21 protein-coding genes are annotated in these 17,756 nt (G+C 28.9%); 19 read left to right on the plus strand and 2 right to left on the minus strand.

Annotation, left to right across the window (positions count from 1 at the left end; translation table 11 throughout):
* The first annotated feature begins 6 nt into the window (after positions 1–6).
* The 19 genes from MOO46_RS00660 to MOO46_RS00745 all read left to right on the plus strand — a co-directional run bounded on the left by MOO46_RS00660 (position 7) and on the right by MOO46_RS00745 (position 15,634).
* Positions 7–426, plus strand: coding sequence for a F0F1 ATP synthase subunit epsilon (locus tag MOO46_RS00660; RefSeq protein ID WP_249511127.1), 420 nt, complete (start codon positions 7–9; stop codon positions 424–426).
* Positions 427–544: 118 nt separating this feature from the next.
* The gene (locus MOO46_RS07915) at positions 545–751 is read left to right on the plus strand and encodes a DUF1146 domain-containing protein (RefSeq protein WP_396121404.1); all 207 of its coding nucleotides are present in this window, start codon (positions 545–547) and stop codon (positions 749–751) included.
* Positions 752–780: 29 nt separating this feature from the next.
* Positions 781–2,070 (plus strand): UDP-N-acetylglucosamine 1-carboxyvinyltransferase, encoded by a 1,290-nt coding sequence (murA, locus tag MOO46_RS00665; RefSeq protein WP_249511128.1) that lies wholly within the window; start codon positions 781–783, stop codon positions 2,068–2,070.
* Positions 2,071–2,162: 92 nt separating this feature from the next.
* Complete coding sequence (gene mreB, locus MOO46_RS00670) at positions 2,163–3,161, plus strand: rod shape-determining protein (RefSeq protein WP_249511129.1); 999 nt, start codon at positions 2,163–2,165, stop codon at positions 3,159–3,161.
* An 18-nt stretch (positions 3,162–3,179) separates the two neighbouring features.
* On the plus strand, positions 3,180–3,455 hold the full coding sequence (yidD, locus tag MOO46_RS00675) for a membrane protein insertion efficiency factor YidD (protein WP_249511130.1): 276 nt from the start codon (positions 3,180–3,182) through the stop codon (positions 3,453–3,455).
* 43 nt (positions 3,456–3,498) lie between these two features.
* Positions 3,499–3,720: a DUF2969 family protein gene (locus tag MOO46_RS00680; protein WP_249511131.1), complete on the plus strand. Its 222-nt coding sequence runs from the start codon at positions 3,499–3,501 to the stop codon at positions 3,718–3,720.
* Between the two features lie 30 nt (positions 3,721–3,750).
* Positions 3,751–4,959, plus strand: coding sequence for an FtsW/RodA/SpoVE family cell cycle protein (locus tag MOO46_RS00685; RefSeq protein ID WP_249511132.1), 1,209 nt, complete (start codon positions 3,751–3,753; stop codon positions 4,957–4,959).
* A gap of 344 nt (positions 4,960–5,303) precedes the next feature.
* Positions 5,304–6,338, plus strand: a complete 1,035-nt coding sequence (locus tag MOO46_RS00690) for a methionine ABC transporter ATP-binding protein (RefSeq protein WP_249511133.1) — start codon at positions 5,304–5,306, stop codon at positions 6,336–6,338.
* Entirely contained in the window at positions 6,331–7,023 is a 693-nt protein-coding gene (locus MOO46_RS00695; protein WP_317619368.1) for a methionine ABC transporter permease, read from the plus strand. Before MOO46_RS00690 ends, MOO46_RS00695 begins: the two co-directional genes overlap by 8 nt.
* 12 nt (positions 7,024–7,035) lie before the next feature.
* Positions 7,036–7,857, plus strand: coding sequence for a MetQ/NlpA family ABC transporter substrate-binding protein (locus tag MOO46_RS00700; protein WP_249511134.1), 822 nt, complete (start codon positions 7,036–7,038; stop codon positions 7,855–7,857).
* A gap of 111 nt (positions 7,858–7,968) precedes the next feature.
* Positions 7,969–8,340, plus strand: coding sequence for a GntR family transcriptional regulator (locus tag MOO46_RS00705; RefSeq protein ID WP_249511135.1), 372 nt, complete (start codon positions 7,969–7,971; stop codon positions 8,338–8,340).
* Positions 8,333–9,208, plus strand: coding sequence for an ABC transporter ATP-binding protein (locus MOO46_RS00710; protein WP_249511136.1), 876 nt, complete (start codon positions 8,333–8,335; stop codon positions 9,206–9,208). Before MOO46_RS00705 ends, MOO46_RS00710 begins: the two co-directional genes overlap by 8 nt.
* Complete coding sequence (locus MOO46_RS00715; protein ID WP_249511137.1) at positions 9,198–9,935, plus strand: hypothetical protein; 738 nt, start codon at positions 9,198–9,200, stop codon at positions 9,933–9,935. The genes MOO46_RS00710 and MOO46_RS00715 overlap by 11 nt, the downstream gene beginning before the upstream one ends.
* A 19-nt stretch (positions 9,936–9,954) precedes the next feature.
* Positions 9,955–10,710, plus strand: a complete 756-nt coding sequence (locus MOO46_RS00720) for a hypothetical protein (RefSeq protein WP_249511138.1) — start codon at positions 9,955–9,957, stop codon at positions 10,708–10,710.
* Positions 10,711–11,038: 328 nt separating this feature from the next.
* Positions 11,039–11,521, plus strand: coding sequence for a hypothetical protein (locus MOO46_RS00725; RefSeq protein ID WP_249511139.1), 483 nt, complete (start codon positions 11,039–11,041; stop codon positions 11,519–11,521).
* Between the two features lie 70 nt (positions 11,522–11,591).
* On the plus strand, positions 11,592–12,692 hold the full coding sequence (locus MOO46_RS00730; protein ID WP_396121405.1) for a D-alanine--D-alanine ligase family protein: 1,101 nt from the start codon (positions 11,592–11,594) through the stop codon (positions 12,690–12,692).
* 74 nt (positions 12,693–12,766) lie between these two features.
* On the plus strand, positions 12,767–13,306 hold the full coding sequence (locus MOO46_RS00735; RefSeq protein ID WP_249511140.1) for a DNA-3-methyladenine glycosylase I: 540 nt from the start codon (positions 12,767–12,769) through the stop codon (positions 13,304–13,306).
* 99 nt (positions 13,307–13,405) lie between these two features.
* Positions 13,406–14,221, plus strand: a complete 816-nt coding sequence (locus tag MOO46_RS00740; protein WP_249511141.1) for a helix-turn-helix transcriptional regulator — start codon at positions 13,406–13,408, stop codon at positions 14,219–14,221.
* 81 nt (positions 14,222–14,302) lie between these two features.
* Positions 14,303–15,634: an IS3 family transposase gene (locus MOO46_RS00745; RefSeq protein ID WP_249510541.1), complete on the plus strand. Its 1,332-nt coding sequence runs from the start codon at positions 14,303–14,305 to the stop codon at positions 15,632–15,634.
* 81 nt (positions 15,635–15,715) lie between these two features.
* Here the strand turns inward: MOO46_RS00745 and MOO46_RS00750 are convergent, their stop codons facing one another.
* Complete coding sequence (locus MOO46_RS00750; RefSeq protein WP_249511142.1) at positions 15,716–16,168, minus strand: universal stress protein; 453 nt, start codon at positions 16,166–16,168, stop codon at positions 15,716–15,718.
* Between the two features lie 298 nt (positions 16,169–16,466).
* A complete protein-coding gene (locus MOO46_RS00755) occupies positions 16,467–17,732 on the minus strand; it encodes a replication-associated recombination protein A (RefSeq protein ID WP_249511662.1) in 1,266 nt (421 codons plus the stop codon).
* Positions 17,733–17,756: the final 24 nt, after the last annotated feature.

Raw genomic sequence — 17,756 nt, forward strand, 5'->3', positions numbered from 1 at the left:
TTCTAATTGGCTGATAACTCAGTATTAACCGTTAGTATCGTAACTCCTGATGGTAAAGTATACGAATGTGAAACTGCTACATTAGTTGTTGTTAGAACTATGAGTGGTCAATTAGGAATTATGCCTAATCATATTCCTGTAATTGCTTCATTGGAAGTTGACGAAGCAAAAGTTAAACATGATGGAAATGAAGATGAAATTGCTGTAAATGGTGGTTTTGTTGAATTTTCTGATAATAACTTAACAATTATTGCTGATAGTGCTGAAAAGCAGGGTGACATTGATGTTGATCGTGCTACTAATGCTCAACATCGTGCTGAAGAACATCTTAAAGAAGCTCGCCAAAAACATGACGACCAAGATATTCTACGTACCCAAGTTGCTTTGAAAAGAGCTATTAACAGAATTCACGTTGCTAAACGTTAAAAATGAGGTCTACAATTTTTGTAGACCTTTTTTTATTTAATTGTAATCTTTTATCAAAGGACAAAGTAATATTTTTATGGTATAGTTTTGATAAGAAAATGGTGAAATTATGAAATTTATGAATATTAGTAATTTAATAGATATAATAATTCAATTATTTTTTATTAGTATCTCCTTTTGGTGTATTAAAGATATACATTTAGAGCAATACATTCACATGCATGAAAATCAGTTTAAAATTTTATTAACTTTATTATCAATAATGCTAGGTTTTTCTTGTGGATCATTTTTTATTTGGATTATAAATACAATATATAATTTTTAAAACACAAATTATTTTTGGGAGGGTTAACCTTGGATAAAATCGTTGTAAATGGCGGTCGTAGATTATCTGGTAGTGTTCATATTGAAGGTGCAAAAAATGCAGTTTTACCTATTATGGCAGCTACTATTTTAGCTAGTAATGGTAAAACTAAGTTGAATAATGTTCCTTTGCTTTCTGATGTCTACATCATGAATGAATTACTTAAACAATTAGATGTCAATATAAATTTTGATACTAAAAATAATTCAATGCAATTAGATGCATCGAATGATATTTTATATAAAGCACCATTGAAATATGTTTCAAAAATGCGTGCATCTATTGTTGTTATGGGACCATTATTGGCTAGATTAGGACATGCTAAAGTAGCTTTACCTGGAGGATGTGCAATTGGATCTAGACCTATTGATATTCATTTAAAAGGTTTTGAATTGTTAGGTGCCACAATTAAACAACATGACGGATATGTTGAAGCCTTTGCTGAAAATGGACTTAAAGGAAATGATATTTACTTAGATTTTCCAAGTGTTGGTGCTACTCAAAATATTATGATGGCAGCTACTTTAGCTGATGGTGAAACAACAATTGAAAATGTTGCTAAAGAACCAGAAATCGTTGATTTAGCTAATATTCTTAATAAAATGGGTGCTCATGTTAGTGGTGCTGGAACTAGTAAATTAAAGATTAAAGGTGTATCTCAGCTTCATGGAACTGAACATAATGTTCTTCAAGATCGTATTGAAGCCGGTACTTTCATGGTTGCCGCAGCTTTAACACATGGAAATGTTTTAATTGAAAATGGCGAAAGCCAATATAATGAACCGTTAATTGCTAAGTTGCAGGAAATGGGCGTTACTGTAAAAATAGAAGATCATGGTATAAGAGTTATCGGACCTGAAAAACTTACATCAGTGGATATTAAGACTCTACCATATCCTGGATTTCCAACAGACATGCAACCTCAAATGATGGTTTTACAATTAGCTTCTGCGGGTAGCAGTATGTTAACTGAAACGGTTTTTGAAAATCGTTTTATGCATTTAGGTGAATTGAGTAGAATGAATGCAAAATTTCACATTAATGGTCAAACAGTTATCTTAGATGGCCCTACAGAATTTAGTGGGGCTGAAGTTTCTGCCACTGACTTAAGAGCCGCCGCAGCATTAGTATTGGCCGGATTAGTAGCCGATGGCAGCACCCAAGTTACTAATTTAAAATATTTAGATCGCGGATATTATGACTTTCATGACAAATTAAAACGATTGGGCGCTGATATAAAAAGAATTTGTTTAGATGAAAATGATGAAGTTACTGAATAAAACATTTCATTAATAAATAAATTCTTAAAATTGATAATCTATAAATATGATATAATGTAATAATACAAGTTGATTCAGGAGGAAGTTAAGAAATGGTAAAAGATATCGGCATTGATTTGGGAACTGCCAATGTTTTAATCTATGTGACTGGTAAAGGAATTGTTTTAAATGAACCTTCAGTAGTTGCAATTGATATTCAAACTAATAAAGTTTTATCCGTTGGCTCTGAGGCCTACAAAATGGTTGGTAGAACACCAAGTAATATTCGAGCAATCCGTCCACTGAAAGATGGAGTTATTTCAGATTTTGATGTAACTGAACAAATGCTTACATACTTTATTAATAAATTAAGTGTAAAAGGCTTTATGTCTAAACCTAAAACTATGATTTGTGCACCAACTAATATTACTAATATTGAGAGAAAGGCTATCATTCAAGCCGCTGAAAAAGCTGGAGGCGGTAAAGTCTATCTTGAAGAAGAACCTAAAGTAGCAGCTATTGGTGCCGGTATGAATATCTTTCAACCAAAGGGTAATATGGTAATTGATTTAGGTGGAGGAACTGCTGATATTGCAGTTATATCATTGGGTGATATTGTTGCAAGTAAATCAATTCGTGTTGCCGGTGATGTCATGAATACACAAATTTCTTCTTATATCAGGGATAAATATAAAATGGTAATTGGTGAACACACTGCTGAAAAAATTAAGATTCAGATTGGTACAGCAACCGTTGATGATCAAGAAGTTAAAGAAATGGAAGTTCGAGGTAGAGATGCTATTGGTGGAATGCCAAAATCAATAACTTTAACTAGTCCTGAAGTTCAGGAAGCAATTTCTGATACTGTGACTCAAATTATTGAAGCAGCAAAAGATGTTTTAGAAGTTGTTCCACCTGAATTAGCTTCAGATATAGTTGATCGTGGTATTATGTTAACCGGTGGTGGAGCATTATTAAAAGGCTTAGACCACGCTATTTCTAAAGTATTAACAGTTCCTGTTATTATTTCAGAGAGTCCTTTAGATAACGTTGCTAAAGGTGCCGGCGCTTTATTAGAACATATGAATAAAACAGAAAAGAGTAAAGATTAATATAAGAAAGTGAATATAATGACAAAAATATTATTATTTTTAGTTAACATTTATAAAAAATATATTTCACCATTATTTCCACCAGCATGTCGTTATTATCCTACATGTTCAACTTATATGATTGACGCTATTAAAAAACATGGTCCTTTACTTGGTCTTATTATGGGTATCGCAAGAATTATTAGATGCCAACCATTTGTTAAAGGTGGATATGATCCAGTTTCTGATCAATTTACTATTTTTAGAAACAAAAGAGCGAGCGATGATTATCGTCGTTCAATGAATTTGAAGTAGCCGATCTATATTTTATCGACTACTTTTATTTTTGGAGGAAAATATGTCAAAATCGAAGAAAAATATTAATGTACAGCTAGATACTAAAAAAATTGAGGGAAAAGACTGTGAGGTCTTAACTGTTGGTAAAAAAGAAGTAGGTTATATTAGACCAAATGAAGAAAATAAATTTGACGTTGTTTTTGGTGAAGATTTATTTCATGCTAAAACTGTTGATGAAGGTGTTGAAACATTAATTAGTCAATACCATCTTCATAAAGGTTAATTATAAAATATAATAAGGTGATGATTTAGAGTGTTAAATAATTCTAATGAAAATGACACTGTGGATTCTAGAATTGATTGGCAAATAATAATTTGTGTTTTGTTACTTGCCCTAATTGGGATCGGTTCTATTTTTGTTGCTGTTAATCATGATTCTTATTCTGCAACCATTGTTAAAACAATGATAACTCAAGTTTTATGGTACACAATTGGAACGATTGCAATTGTTATTATTATGCAATTTGATTCAGAACAACTTTGGAAAATTGCCCCTATAATATACTGGGGTGCATTACTGATGTTAGCTTCGTTGCTTGTTTTGTATAGTCGATCTTTTTTTGTTCAGACAGGAGCTAAAAGTTGGTTTCAATTAGGACCATTAACTTTTCAACCAGCTGAAGTTATGAAGCCAGCCTTTGTTGTCATGTTAGCGCGTGTTGTAGTTGAGCATAATCGTAATTATGGAGTTCATATTGTTAAAACTGACTTTTGGTTATTACTTAAGATGATTCTCTGGACTTTACCAATATGTGTACTATTGAAGTTAGAAAATGATTTTGGAACAATGTTGGTTTTCTTTGCAATTTTGGGTGGACTAGTTATTGTTTCTGGTATTACATGGAAGATTATTCTACCTGGATTTATTTCATTCGCAACAATCGGTGGAACTGCTCTAATATTAGTTATTACAAGTGGCGGTAGAAAAATATTGGAATCTGTTGGGTTTCAATCTTACCAATTTGATCGTGTTAATGATTGGTTAGATCCATCTAATCCATCTAACTTAAATGGATCTGGATATCAATTATGGCAAAGCATTAAAGCAGTTGGTTCTGGTGGATTTGGAGGAACTGGTTTTAATGTTTCACATGTTTATGTACCTGTTCGTGAATCTGATATGATTTTTTCTGTAATTGGAGAAAATTTTGGTTTCGTTGGTGGATTAGTACTAATTGGGTTATATTTCTTATTAATTTCTCGAATGATTAGAGTTACATTTGAAACTAGAAATATATATTATGCATATATTTCTACCGGAATCATTATGATGATTTTGTTTCATGTTTTTGAAAACATTGGTATGAGTATTGGATTATTACCTTTAACTGGAATTCCACTACCTTTTGTTAGCCAAGGAGGATCAGCTTTAATTGGTAATATGATTGGGATTGGTTTAATTATGTCCATGCAGTATCATAATTATGGATCGATGTTTAGTTCTAATAAAGAATTTTCTTAGTTTATAATTGACTTTGAAATTTATTCTTTGTATAATAAATTAAAATTTGATGGCAAGATGAGTAAATAATTAATAAATGTACAAGAGAGCTTTTAATAGCTGAAATAAAGCCTTTTATTGTTATTGAATATGGTCTTGCAATAATTCAATTATTAATGAGCTATTTAACGAATTAATAATGTTTAGCAACCATTATATTGCTAAGTATTACTTAAAGTGATACTTGTTGAGATTATTGTCGTGAGATAATAATAAAAAAGGTGGTACCACGAAACTCTTCGTCCTTTACTATGTTTAATAGTATTGGGAGAAGAGTTTTTTTATTATGAAAGTGGGGAGATTTTTTGATAAAGTTTAAAAATGTTTATAAAAAATATAAATTAAATAAAAGCATTTTGACGGCAGTTAATGATGTCAATTTTGAAGTGGATGATGGAGAAATTTACGGAATTATTGGTTATTCAGGTGCTGGTAAAAGTACTTTGGTTCGTATATTAGATGGAATTGAGCCTCCAACTTCAGGATCTATCGAAATTAGTGGAAAAGATATTTCTAAATTAAGTAATAAAGAACTTAGAGCACAAAGAAAGAAAATAGGAATGATTTTTCAACATTTTAATTTGCTTTGGTCTAGAACAATTATCCAAAACGTTGAATTACCATTGGAAATATCTGGTGTTAACAAGGAAGAGCGCAAAAAGCAAGCTCAAAAATTTATTGAACTTGTTGGACTAAAAGGGCGTGAAAATGATTATCCTTCTGAATTGTCTGGTGGTCAAAAACAACGTGTAGGAATTGCTAGAGCTTTAGCAAACAAACCGGAAATTTTAATTTCTGATGAAGCTACTAGTGCATTGGATCCACAAACTACTGATGAAATTTTGGACTTATTAATTAAAATTAATAAAGAACTTAATTTAACAGTTCTATTAATAACTCATGAAATGCATGCAATCAGAAAGGTAGCAAATAAGGTTGCTGTGATGGAAAATGGGCAAATTGTAGAACATGGTAGTGTTTATGATATCTTTAAAAATCCTAAACAACCAATTACTAAGCGCTTCGTTGATGAAGACAATCCTTCTACTGAAAATGAATTAAGTATGACTGTTGACGAAATTGTTGATAAATATCCTAATGGTTCTGTTATTAAATTGTCTTTTAATGGAAATCAATCCCAACAACCAGTTATTTCTCAAATGATTCGTGATTTCGATACTCTAGAAATCAGTATTATTGAAGGAGCTATTCATCAGACCCAGGACGGATCTATGGGATCATTAATTATTCAATTATTAGGAACTCAAGCAGATCAGAATAAAGCAATTGAATACTTAAATTCATTAAATATTGAAACTGAGGTGATCAATCGTGGATAATCAAGGAATTCAATCATATTTTCAATTTAAAAACATTAATTGGCCAGCAATGCAACAAGCAACATGGGAAACAATTTGGATGACAGCTTTATCAATGATTATTGTAACCTTTGTTGGAATAATTTTAGGGCTACTTTTATTCGAAAGTCGTAATAAAAAAGGCTTTGGATGGAGAATATTAAACTGGATTATTGCTTTTCTTGTCAATGTTTTTCGTTCCATTCCATTCATTATTTTAATTGTGTTATTATTACCATTTACGAAAGATTTAGTTGGAACCATTATTGGACCTAAGGCAGCTATTCCATCATTAGTTATTTCCGCAGCACCATTTTATGCTCGAATGGTAGAAGCTGATTTTAGAGAAGTTGATAGTGGAGTAATTGAAGCCGTTAAATCAATGGGTGGAACTAACTGGGATGTTATTTTTAAGGTACTATTGCCAGAAAGTACGCCTGCTTTAATCGCTGGTGGCACTGTGACTGCTATTTCTTTAATTTCTTATACTGCAATGGCAGGTGCAATTGGTTCTGGTGGACTAGGATATTTAGCTTACCTAGATGGTTTTCAATCTAACAACAATACTGTGACATTAGTTGCAACCGTTATTATTTTAATTATTGTTTTAATTGTTCAAACGATTGGTGATTTGTTAGTTAAGAAAACTGATAAACGTTCATTATAAGGAGGATTAATTATGAAAAAAATTTTATCCTTCGGTTCTATATTAATATTATTTATTGTTTTATTATTTTTAGGTCCTGGTAATTATAAAGCTAAAAATACTTTACGAGTTGGTGCATCCAATATTCCACATGCTGAAATACTAAGGCACGTTGCGCCAATGTTAAAAAAGGAAGGTGTTAAGTTAGATATTGTTACCTTTCAGGACTATGTATTACCTAACCGTGCTTTGATTGGTAAACAAATTGATGTAAATTACTTTCAAACACCAGCATTTTTAGATCAATGGAATAAGGAAAATAATGCTAACCTAGTAGACCTAGGGGCTGTTCATCTTGAGCCTATTGGTATTTATTCTAAAAAAGTTAAAAAACTATCCGATTTAAAAGATGGTGCTAAAATCTTAGTAAGTAGTAATGCACCTGATTATGGTAGAATTATTCAGCTTTTCCAGCAACATGGTTTAATTGGTATCAAAAAAGGTGTAAAAATTTCACAAGCGACCTTTAGTGATATTAATTACAATCCGAAGCATTTAAAATTTCAAACTGGATATGAACCTAAAATAATGCCATTAATTTACAATAATGGTGAGGGTGATGCAGTAGCAATTAATTCTAATTATGCTGTACAAGGTGGCTTACAGCCTTATAAACAAGCTATTGCCCTACAAAAAGCACAGAAAGATTCACCATATAATAATATTGTTGCCTCAAGATATGGTAATCGGAATAATCGTGAGATTAAGCTTTTAGTAAAAGCACTTCAATCTAAATCTACGCAAAAATGGATTAAAGATAAATATAAAGGGGCTGTTTTGCCGGCCGAAAGATAGTAAATTTATTGAAAAGTACTCATCTATGAGTGCTTTTTTTATTGACAAAGTTATTTATTATATATATAGTTAGTTATATAAGTAACTAACCTTAATTAGGAGGTGTTATAAATGCAATTTGATTTTCAAAGTTCTGAACCTATTTTTTTACAAGTTTCCAATCAAATTGAAGATGCTATTTTTACAGGAGCATTTCCTGAAGGAAAACAAATTCCATCAACTACTGAAATATCCAAGACTTTTCAAATAAATCCAGCAACTGTCCTTAAAGGGATGAATATACTAGTGAATAATAATTTATTAGAAAAGCAGCGAGGTCGAGGAACTTTTGTTACACATGGAGCTCAACAAAGGGTTGTCAATGAACGTCGAGAACATTTCTATCAAGATTACATTTTAAATTTAATCAATGAGTCTAAAAAATTACATTTGAACGAAGATGACATTTTACAATTAATAAAGCGAGGTTATGATAATGAGTAAAATTGAAATTAAAAATTTAAATAAAAACTTTAAGTTTGGTAAAGATAAAATATTAAAGGATATTAACTTATCCTTTGATTCTAATAAAATTTATGGACTATTTGGTGAAAATGGAGCTGGTAAATCGACCTTAATGAATCTAATTGCTGATTATACTTTTCCTACGGATGGTCAAGTCACCTTAGATAATGAAAATGTTCATGATAATGATAAGGCGTTATCTAAGATTTATTATATGAATCAAAATAATATGTATCCTAAAAATGAAAAAGTTAAGAAAATATTCGAATTAACTAAATCAATATATAAAGATTATGATGTTCAATTACAAGACAAATTAGTAAAAAAATTTCAATTAAACATTAAGACACGTTTTAATAAATTATCAACCGGATATAAGTCCATTGTTAAAATTATTATTGCTTTATGTGTACCATGTGAATTTATTATTTTAGATGAACCTACTTTGGGTCTAGATGCCAGAAATCGTGATATATTCTACCGTGAATTAATTGAAAGTTATAGTGAAGAACCTAGAACTTTTATTATCTCTACACATATCATCGAAGAAATTGATAAGTTAGTTAGCAATGTTGTTATGATTGCTGACGGTAAAGTTGTTTTAAATGATACATCAGATAATATTCGTGCAAAAGCATATTCAGTAAATGGTCCTATGGACTTAGTTAGTGATTATACTAAAGATTTGTCAGTGATTGGAAAAGAATCATTAGGTCAATATGTAACAATTGATGTTATGGGATCATTACCTAATAAAAAAGTGCCTAGTGGGGTCAAAGTAACTAAAATTGAATTACAAAAGTTAATTGTTAATTTGATGAATAAGGATGGTGCTAATGATAATTAAAGAAACAGCGCTATATAAAAATATTATGAAAAGATACTTTTTATATACACTTATTTATATGGCAATAGTATTTTCAACTACTATCTTAATGAATCGAAGAGGATTATTAGAAAATTTGAGTCAAATAAAAACTACTTATTTATCATTTATAGTGGTTATGATTTGTTTTAATTATTATTTATTTAAGCTGTCAATTAATTTTGGGATGAGTAGACAATCTTTATATAAAGTTAAATTATCATTATTATGTTCAATTGCTTTTATTGTTAATATCATTACATTTTTAACTAATCTATTAGTATATTTTTTTGATAAGAAAGATTTAGATTCTCTTTATATTGGTTTATATTACGGATTTTTTCACAATAATATATTGGACTTTACTTTTATGTTTGTTTTTGGAATTGTTTTTACATTTTTTATATTTATTATCTTTAATACATTAGGAACGTTATTATCACTTTTTGGAGTTATTGGTAAAATTATTTGTTTAGTTGCTATCCATGCAATGTTTACTTTACCACTGATATTAATAGGTATTTACCATGATTTTATCAATACAGATTTCAGTGTTATTAACAAAATTTTTTCGATTATAACTGGAATACATACTGCTAATAATAAATATGGAAATCCAATTAACATGTTAGTAACTTTATTAATTATTATAATTATTATGTTGTTTATTAACTATAAATTAACCAAAAAGCATCAAATTAGAAGATAATTTAAGGAGGTTATTAACTATGAAAGAAAAAGCTTTATTTAAGGCTATTAGCAAAAGAAATTATTTTTGGGCAACTTTAATTGTATTATTTGTTTTATTATTGGATATCGTTTTTAGTAGAAGTTTATCTGATGGATTTTTAAATAATATAAATTCTTTTCCAACAATATTTACTTTATGTCTGCTAATTTTATTGTCTAAAAATTATGATAATTTTAAAATTGCCATTCAAAATGGTATTAATCGTAAAAAATTTTGGAAAATGAAAATGTGGCTTGTCTTATCATCATCATTTACTTTAAGCGTATTTAGTTTTGTAGTTCAAATCTTTAGATTTAATATAAATGATATTTCATCCAGTGATTGGTTTTTTTATAATTACTCTAATTTTTTTAGTAACAATATTCTAGATACTATTTTTATGTTTATTTCTGAGTTATTTCTTGCATTTTTTATTATGATGTTAGTTAATACTTGGGGCAGCTTTATGTCACTATTTAATCGCCTTTGGAAGACAATTATTTATGTTTCCATTATTGGATCATTTATTGCATTTGGGATTAGTTTAAATCAAACGATTATTTATAATGTTTTTGATTATTTAGTATTTAGTCATAGTAATGGCATTAATAATTTCTTTCACTTAATACTTGGTATTAGTAATAACGGTAGTAATAATAATCCTATCAATTTAATCATTACATTATTAGTTTGCACAATTATACTTTCAGCTATTAATTATGGTGTGACTAAATTACAACAAGTAAATCGATAAAGGGGAATGAATTTTGAAAGAGAACGCTTTATTCCGTTTAATTACTAAAAAGTATTTGAAAATTTCATTTGGTATAGTTTTATTACTATTTTTATGGGAATTTTTAATTACCGGATTCACTCGAGGATTTGACATTAAATATTTATTGTATGAAATTTTTATATCAATGCCTTTTAGTTCATTTTTTAATTTACTATTAGTAATTATTTTTGTTTTTAATTATAAAAATTTTAAATTGTCGATTCAAAATGGAATAACTAGAAATAAGTATTTTTTTACTAAAATTAAAGTTATTGCTTTATTTTCAATAATAGGAAGTCTTTTTAGAATGTTTGAAAGTGTTTTTGATAAAACTTTTTTAAATTCTAATTATAATTTATTTTATCAAAACATATTTGATTCTTATTTGTCAGCTTTTATATTTACATTTATTACTTATTTCATAATAATGATGTTTATTTTAATTTCATTTAATACATTAGGGAGCTTTATATCCTTATTTTCTACATTTTGGAAAATAATTATAATTTTATTATTTGGATCTGGAATTATTTCATTTTTTGTTTTATTAACTAAAACTAATTATTATGTAATTTTTGAAAAAATTATGGTTTCTATGCATACTTCATTTATATTAGATTTTATCGATGGCTTTATCGAAGGTTTTACTAGACGTCCAGAGTATTATTACAGTTATAATCATGGAAATTCTTATAGCCCTATTTATACAGTTATAATTTTAATTGTATGCATATTGATTTTTGCTCTTATCAACTATAGATTAACTAAATTGCAACAAGTAAATCATTAATATAAAACACAATTAAATAAAATATGGTATACTTAGGTTTCAAAGATTAATTTATAGGACGGTTATAACAATGGTAAAGAAAACACATTTAGCTCTATTATTTGGTGGAGATTCATCAGAACATGATGTTTCAAAACGTTCTGCACATAATATTTATGATGCAATGGATAAAGATAAGTATGATATTAGTCTATTTTTACTTACTAAAAAAGGAATTATTCTAAGCGATGAAGCTTCTCACCGTATCTTCAATGGTGAATCAGAAGATGATGTTGTTAAAGAAGAAATGGATAAATTAGACTTTTCTGATCCTTTAGCACCAATTAAAAACTTGGCTGCAGTTAAAGATATCGATGTATTTTTTCCAACTATCCATGGTAATTTGGGTGAAGATGGGACTATTCAAGGTTTATTAAGATTGTTACATAAGCCTTACGTTGGTAGTGGTATTTTGGAGTCTGCAATGGGCTTTGATAAAGATATTACTAAAAAGATGCTTAATTTAGCAGATGTTAGAAATACTAATTATCAATTAATTACTCCTGATAATAAAGATGATTGGTCATATGCTAAGTTACAAGCTAAGTTTGGGGATGTTATTTTCCTAAAACCTGCTAACCAAGGTTCTTCAGTTGGTATTCATAAAGTTACCAATGAAAAAGAATTTGAAGATGGTCTAAAAGATGCATTTAGATATGATTACAAGATTCTTGCTGAACAATCAATTGATGGTCCGGAAGAACTTGAAATTTCCATTTTAGGTAATGAAAAACCAATCGCTTCAAAGTTAGGTGCTATTAGAGTTCCTAAGCAAGACAAATTCTACACTTATGACAATAAATTTGTTGATGCTAGTGAGGTTATTTTTGATATTCCAGTTGATGTTTCTAAAGAACTAGCTGATGAAATTACTGATATGGCTTTAAGAGCTTATAGAGCATTAGGCTTAAAGGGTATGGCACGTATTGATTTCTTAGTATCAAAAGATGATGTTCCATATTTAGGTGAAGTTAATACACTACCTGGATTTACAAATATTAGTTTGTATCCACAATTATGGGAAGCTTCAGGAATTAGTTATACGGATTTGATTGATCGCCTAATTGATTTAGCTTATGCTGAATTTAAACGCCAATCTGAAATTATTCATGATTTTAAACCATTATCATAAAATATAAACAAGGATCTCTTTTAATTAAGAGATCCTTTTTAGTTTATACGTATTTAATTTATGGGGGTGATAATATGGTTCAAAGATGCAACTGGTCTACTAAAAATAATCGCTTATTAATATATCATGATAACGAATGGGGGCGCCCAATTTTTGATTCTCAAAAGTTATTTGAAATTTTATCATTAGAAATTTTACAAGCGGGATTATGTTGGACGTTGATCTTATCAAAAAGGGATAGTATCGTTGAAGCTTTTGATTATTTTGATTTCAAAAAAATTAGCGCATATGACAACAATCAGTTAGAAAAATTGATTAACAATAAAAATATTATTAGAAATAAAGATAAAATTGAAGCGATAATTTTTAATGCTAAATTATGTAATAGTATAGATTTATCTAGTTTTATTTGGGAAGATTTTAGTTATTGTCCATTAAATCATTTAAATGAAAGTAACGAGATTCCATTATATGAAGAATTTATTCATAAATATGTATTAAAATTTAAACATTATGGTTTTAAAAGAATTGGATCAAAAACTTTATATTCATTTTATCAGGCTGTTGGAGTAGTAAATGATCATGAAATTGAATGTTTTTATAATAAATCTTAAAAAAGTATTGCTTAAAATTTATAAACAGGTATTATTAATAGATAATTAAAATTATTGGAGGGGTATGCACAGTAGGGTGCATACAAAAATTTAATCACCATGAATACAAATGGCGAATTAATCAAACAGGCAAGAGAAAGACTTGGAATTAATCAGACACAACTAGCTAAAATGATTAATCGAACTCAAACCACTATTAGTAATATTGAAAATGATAATCATAAGACTGATCTTGATACATTTTTATTAATATCTGATAAATTAAATATTTCAATCGATAAATTTGTTGATAATGATTTTTCTTTATCATCTTGTAAAATTTATAAAGTTAAAGATTACATATTAAACGGTAATCTCTTTGCGGCTGAAAAATGTTTAAGCGGAATGAAAGAGTATAATATAGATGAAAATTTAATCAGAAGTAAGTTTAATTTTTACAAGGGTTATATTAAGCTAAGAAAGTATAATAACTATACAGAAGCAATTTTATTAATGCAAAATGCATATATGTCTTTAAAAACTTCAGACGATTGTGAACATTATATTTGGGTTTGTAGTTATTTATCTAACACTTTTTATAAGTTGAAAAAATATGATGAGGCATACTACTTTTGTAATAAATCTTTGAATTTTATTAAACATAATGAGGTCATTAACCATTCTAGTGATATCATTAAAGATTCATATAATGTTTTACACTATGTACTATGTCAAACTAATCGATATGAAGAAGCTAAGTATATTTCTGGCTTAGTAGGTTATCGGGAGCTAGCTTTTACATCTACTTTTGAAATTCTATTAAGAGAAAATCATGATGATGAAAAATTTCACCAGTTAATTAAAGATATTATGAACTCTGGAATTAGTTTACCGATTAGTTTTAAAAAAATAACTAAAGAACATAATTTATTATAAAAAAAGAGCTTTTATTGAAATGGCCTGAAGTGACCCCCAAAAGTTGGACAAGAAATTGTTCAATATTTTGGGGGTCATTTTTTGGTTAAATTTAGTTATGAATTTAAATTAAATGTTGTTTTAGAATATCTACAAGGATATGGTTCCACTTATCTTTGTAAAAAATATAATATTGTGAATCCTAGTACTGTTTTACTATGGATTAATATGTATAAAGCCTACGGCTTAAAGGGTTTAATTGTAAGAAATTACGGTAAAGTGTATTCTGGTGAGTATAAAATAAAAGTGCTGAATTGGATGCACACTCAACAAAAGTCATATCCAGAAACAGCACTTCATTTCAATATATCTGCCAGTAGTACCATCTTCACTTGGCAGAGAAGAATGGAGACTAAAGGTATACGTTCATTATACAACAAACGTGGCCGTCCTAAAATGCAGAAAACTGAATTAAAAGTAACCTCATGTCAAAAAAATTTAGCTAATGAATACATGATTAAGTATGTGTATACAAAAATTCAAATGAAACATCCTAAGAGTAGTAAATTTGAGGTTGTACATAAGCTGATTAATCAATTAAAATCTTTATCTAAAAGTTATATTTTACAGGTAATTCAATATTCTCGCAGTGTTTATTACTATAACTTGAAGAAAGCGAAGCTTTCTTATGATAATTCTTACATTGAAAATAAAATCAAAAATATTATTATTAAGCACGCTGCTTACGGATATCGCAGAATAACTGCAGTATTAAGACAATCAGGCCTGAAAATTAATCATAAACGTGTACAAAATATAATGAAACGTAATAATTGGCAATGTAAATTGTTTAGTCGACGCAAACGTAAGTATAATTCATATAAAGGTCAAGTAGGCAGAATTGCTAATAATATATTAAATGGTGATTTTACAGCCAATAAATTTGGTCAAAAAATTACTACTGATGTTAGTGAATTTAGATATGGCAATGAAGATATAAACCATCGGGTTTATTTATCACCAGTAATGGATTTATATTCAGACAAAATATTATCTTTTAATATTAGTAGACATCCAAATGTAAGTTTTACTTTAAAAGCACTAAATGAAGCAATGCTTAATCTAAAATCATTACCTTATAGAACTATTGTACATAGTGATCAAGGTTTTCAATATCAACATCATAGTTGGGTTAATACATTGAAAAAATATAATGCGATTCAGTCTATGTCCCGTAAAGGGACATGCTTAGATAATGCACAGATGGAATCATTTTTTCATATTATGAAAAGTGAAATGATGAATGTTCATTATAATACAAAAGAATCCTTAATCCATGCCATGAAAGTATGGATTAAGGATTACAATAATAATAGAATAAAAGAAAAACTAGGATACCAGTCACCAAATAAATATTTGGGATTAATATCCTAGTAAAAGTTGTCCAACTTTTGGGGTTCACATCAGCCCCCCAAAAGTTAGATAACTTTTGGGGGCCACATCATAAGGCTTTTTTTATTTGTTTTCATTATCAGTTTTTACAATTAATACATCGCATTTAGCTACTCTGGTAACGTATGATGCGACGGATCCAATTAGAATCCTTTCTGTCATACTTTTACCATTAGATCCAAGCATAATTAAGTCTGTGTTAAATCGATTTACTAATTCTTTAGCGATAATAGATTTAGGTGCGCCATATTCAATTACATAATCAACGTCTTTTATACCATTATCATTAGCTAATTTTTTATACTTATCTAAAGTTCTTTTGGCATCAGTAGTTAATTCATCTAACATAGAATCATCATAGCTATCTAAGTCATTAACAACTCTTGTATCAATAACATGTGCGATATGCAAACTAGCCTTGTTTCTTTTAGATACTTCTACAGCTTTTTTGAACGCTAACTTAGAATACTTAGAACCATCAATTGGAACCAAAATTTGTTTATAGTTTTCCAGCATAAATTTCACTCCAAATATTATTTCTTTGGCAAGAATTTAACTAAAGTTAATTCCATCACCAAAGACATTATACAACTACTAACTAGCATAATGATAATAAAAAGAGTGCTATTCATAATAGCCGAAATCAAAGAAAGTAAGGATAATAATATAAATATTATTCCATAAAAACTAATTACTTTTCTTAATATTGGATTGCTGTCTGGATTCAACATCATAAATCGCTTATTACGATGTGTATATAAATAGAAACCAATTATAAATAATATAATTGCAAAAATAATCATTAAAATTACCATTATATTTCCCCATTCTTATTATTTTGAGCTGCTTGTAATTTTTCGTATTGTTTTTTGTAAGCATTCTCAATTTTTCCATTTGATTTGGGAATGTAATATTTATCATTTTTAATTTTATCAGGTAAATATTGTTGCTTAACCCAGTCATTAGGATAATCGTGTGCGTATTTATAATTATTTCCATGTCCCAATTCTTTAGCACCTGAGTAGTGTGAATCTTTAAGGTGATTAGGGACGTCACCATAATTTCCATTATGAATTCTATTAATTGCACTATCAATGGCCATTAATCCTGAATTTGATTTAGGTGATAAGCAAAGTTCAATGATTGTATCTGCAATTGGAATCCTGGCTTCCGGTAGGCCAACTTTATTGGCAGCTGTAATAGCATTTACAGTTCTAGAACATGCAGCGGGATTAGCTAAACCTACATCTTCGTATGCAATTATCATTAAGCGTCGACTAATGGAGTTTAAATCTCCAGCTTCCAATAATATTGCAGCATAGTGTAACGCTGCATTTACGTCAGATCCACGAATTGATTTTTGAAAAGCAGATACAACATTATAATGTGAATCGCCATCTTTATCATGATTAAATGATTTTCTCTGCAAGCATGCTTCAATATCTGACAAATTAATATTAATTGTATTTTCACCATTTGGTTCAGTAGAATTGGCTGCTAATTCAAGTGCGTTTAGTGCACTTCTTAAATCACCATCAGTACTTGTCGTTAAGAAATTCATAGCATCATCATTTATTTGAATCGACATATTTCCTAGGCCATTTTTTTTATCATCTAATGCTCTTTTTATAGCTGATAGAATATCTTTATTATTTAGAGGGTGAACTTCAAAAATTTGAGTTCTACTTCTAATGGCAGGATTTATATTAATATAGGGATTTTCTGTTGTAGCACCAATCAAAATAATATTACCACTTTCCAGCAGTGGTAATAAAAAATCTTGTTTAGTTTTATCTAGTCGATGAATTTCATCTAGTAACAAGACAACTGTTCCAGACATTTTAGATTCTTCAGCTACAATTTGCAAATCCTTTTTAGAATCTGTAGCCGCATTTAACTGTCTAAAAGCATATTTTGTAGAACCGGCAATTGCACTAGCAATACTTGTTTTACCAGTTCCTGGTGGACCATATAGTATCATTGATGATAGTATCTTAGCTTTAACCATTCGATCAATTATTTTGCCTTTTCCAACCAGATCTTGTTGTCCTACAATATCTTCTATTTTTTTTGGCCTCATTCGATATGCTAAAGGATGCAAAGA

Source organism: Apilactobacillus apisilvae, from assembly GCF_023380225.1.
Taxonomy (GTDB): domain Bacteria; phylum Bacillota; class Bacilli; order Lactobacillales; family Lactobacillaceae; genus Apilactobacillus; species Apilactobacillus apisilvae.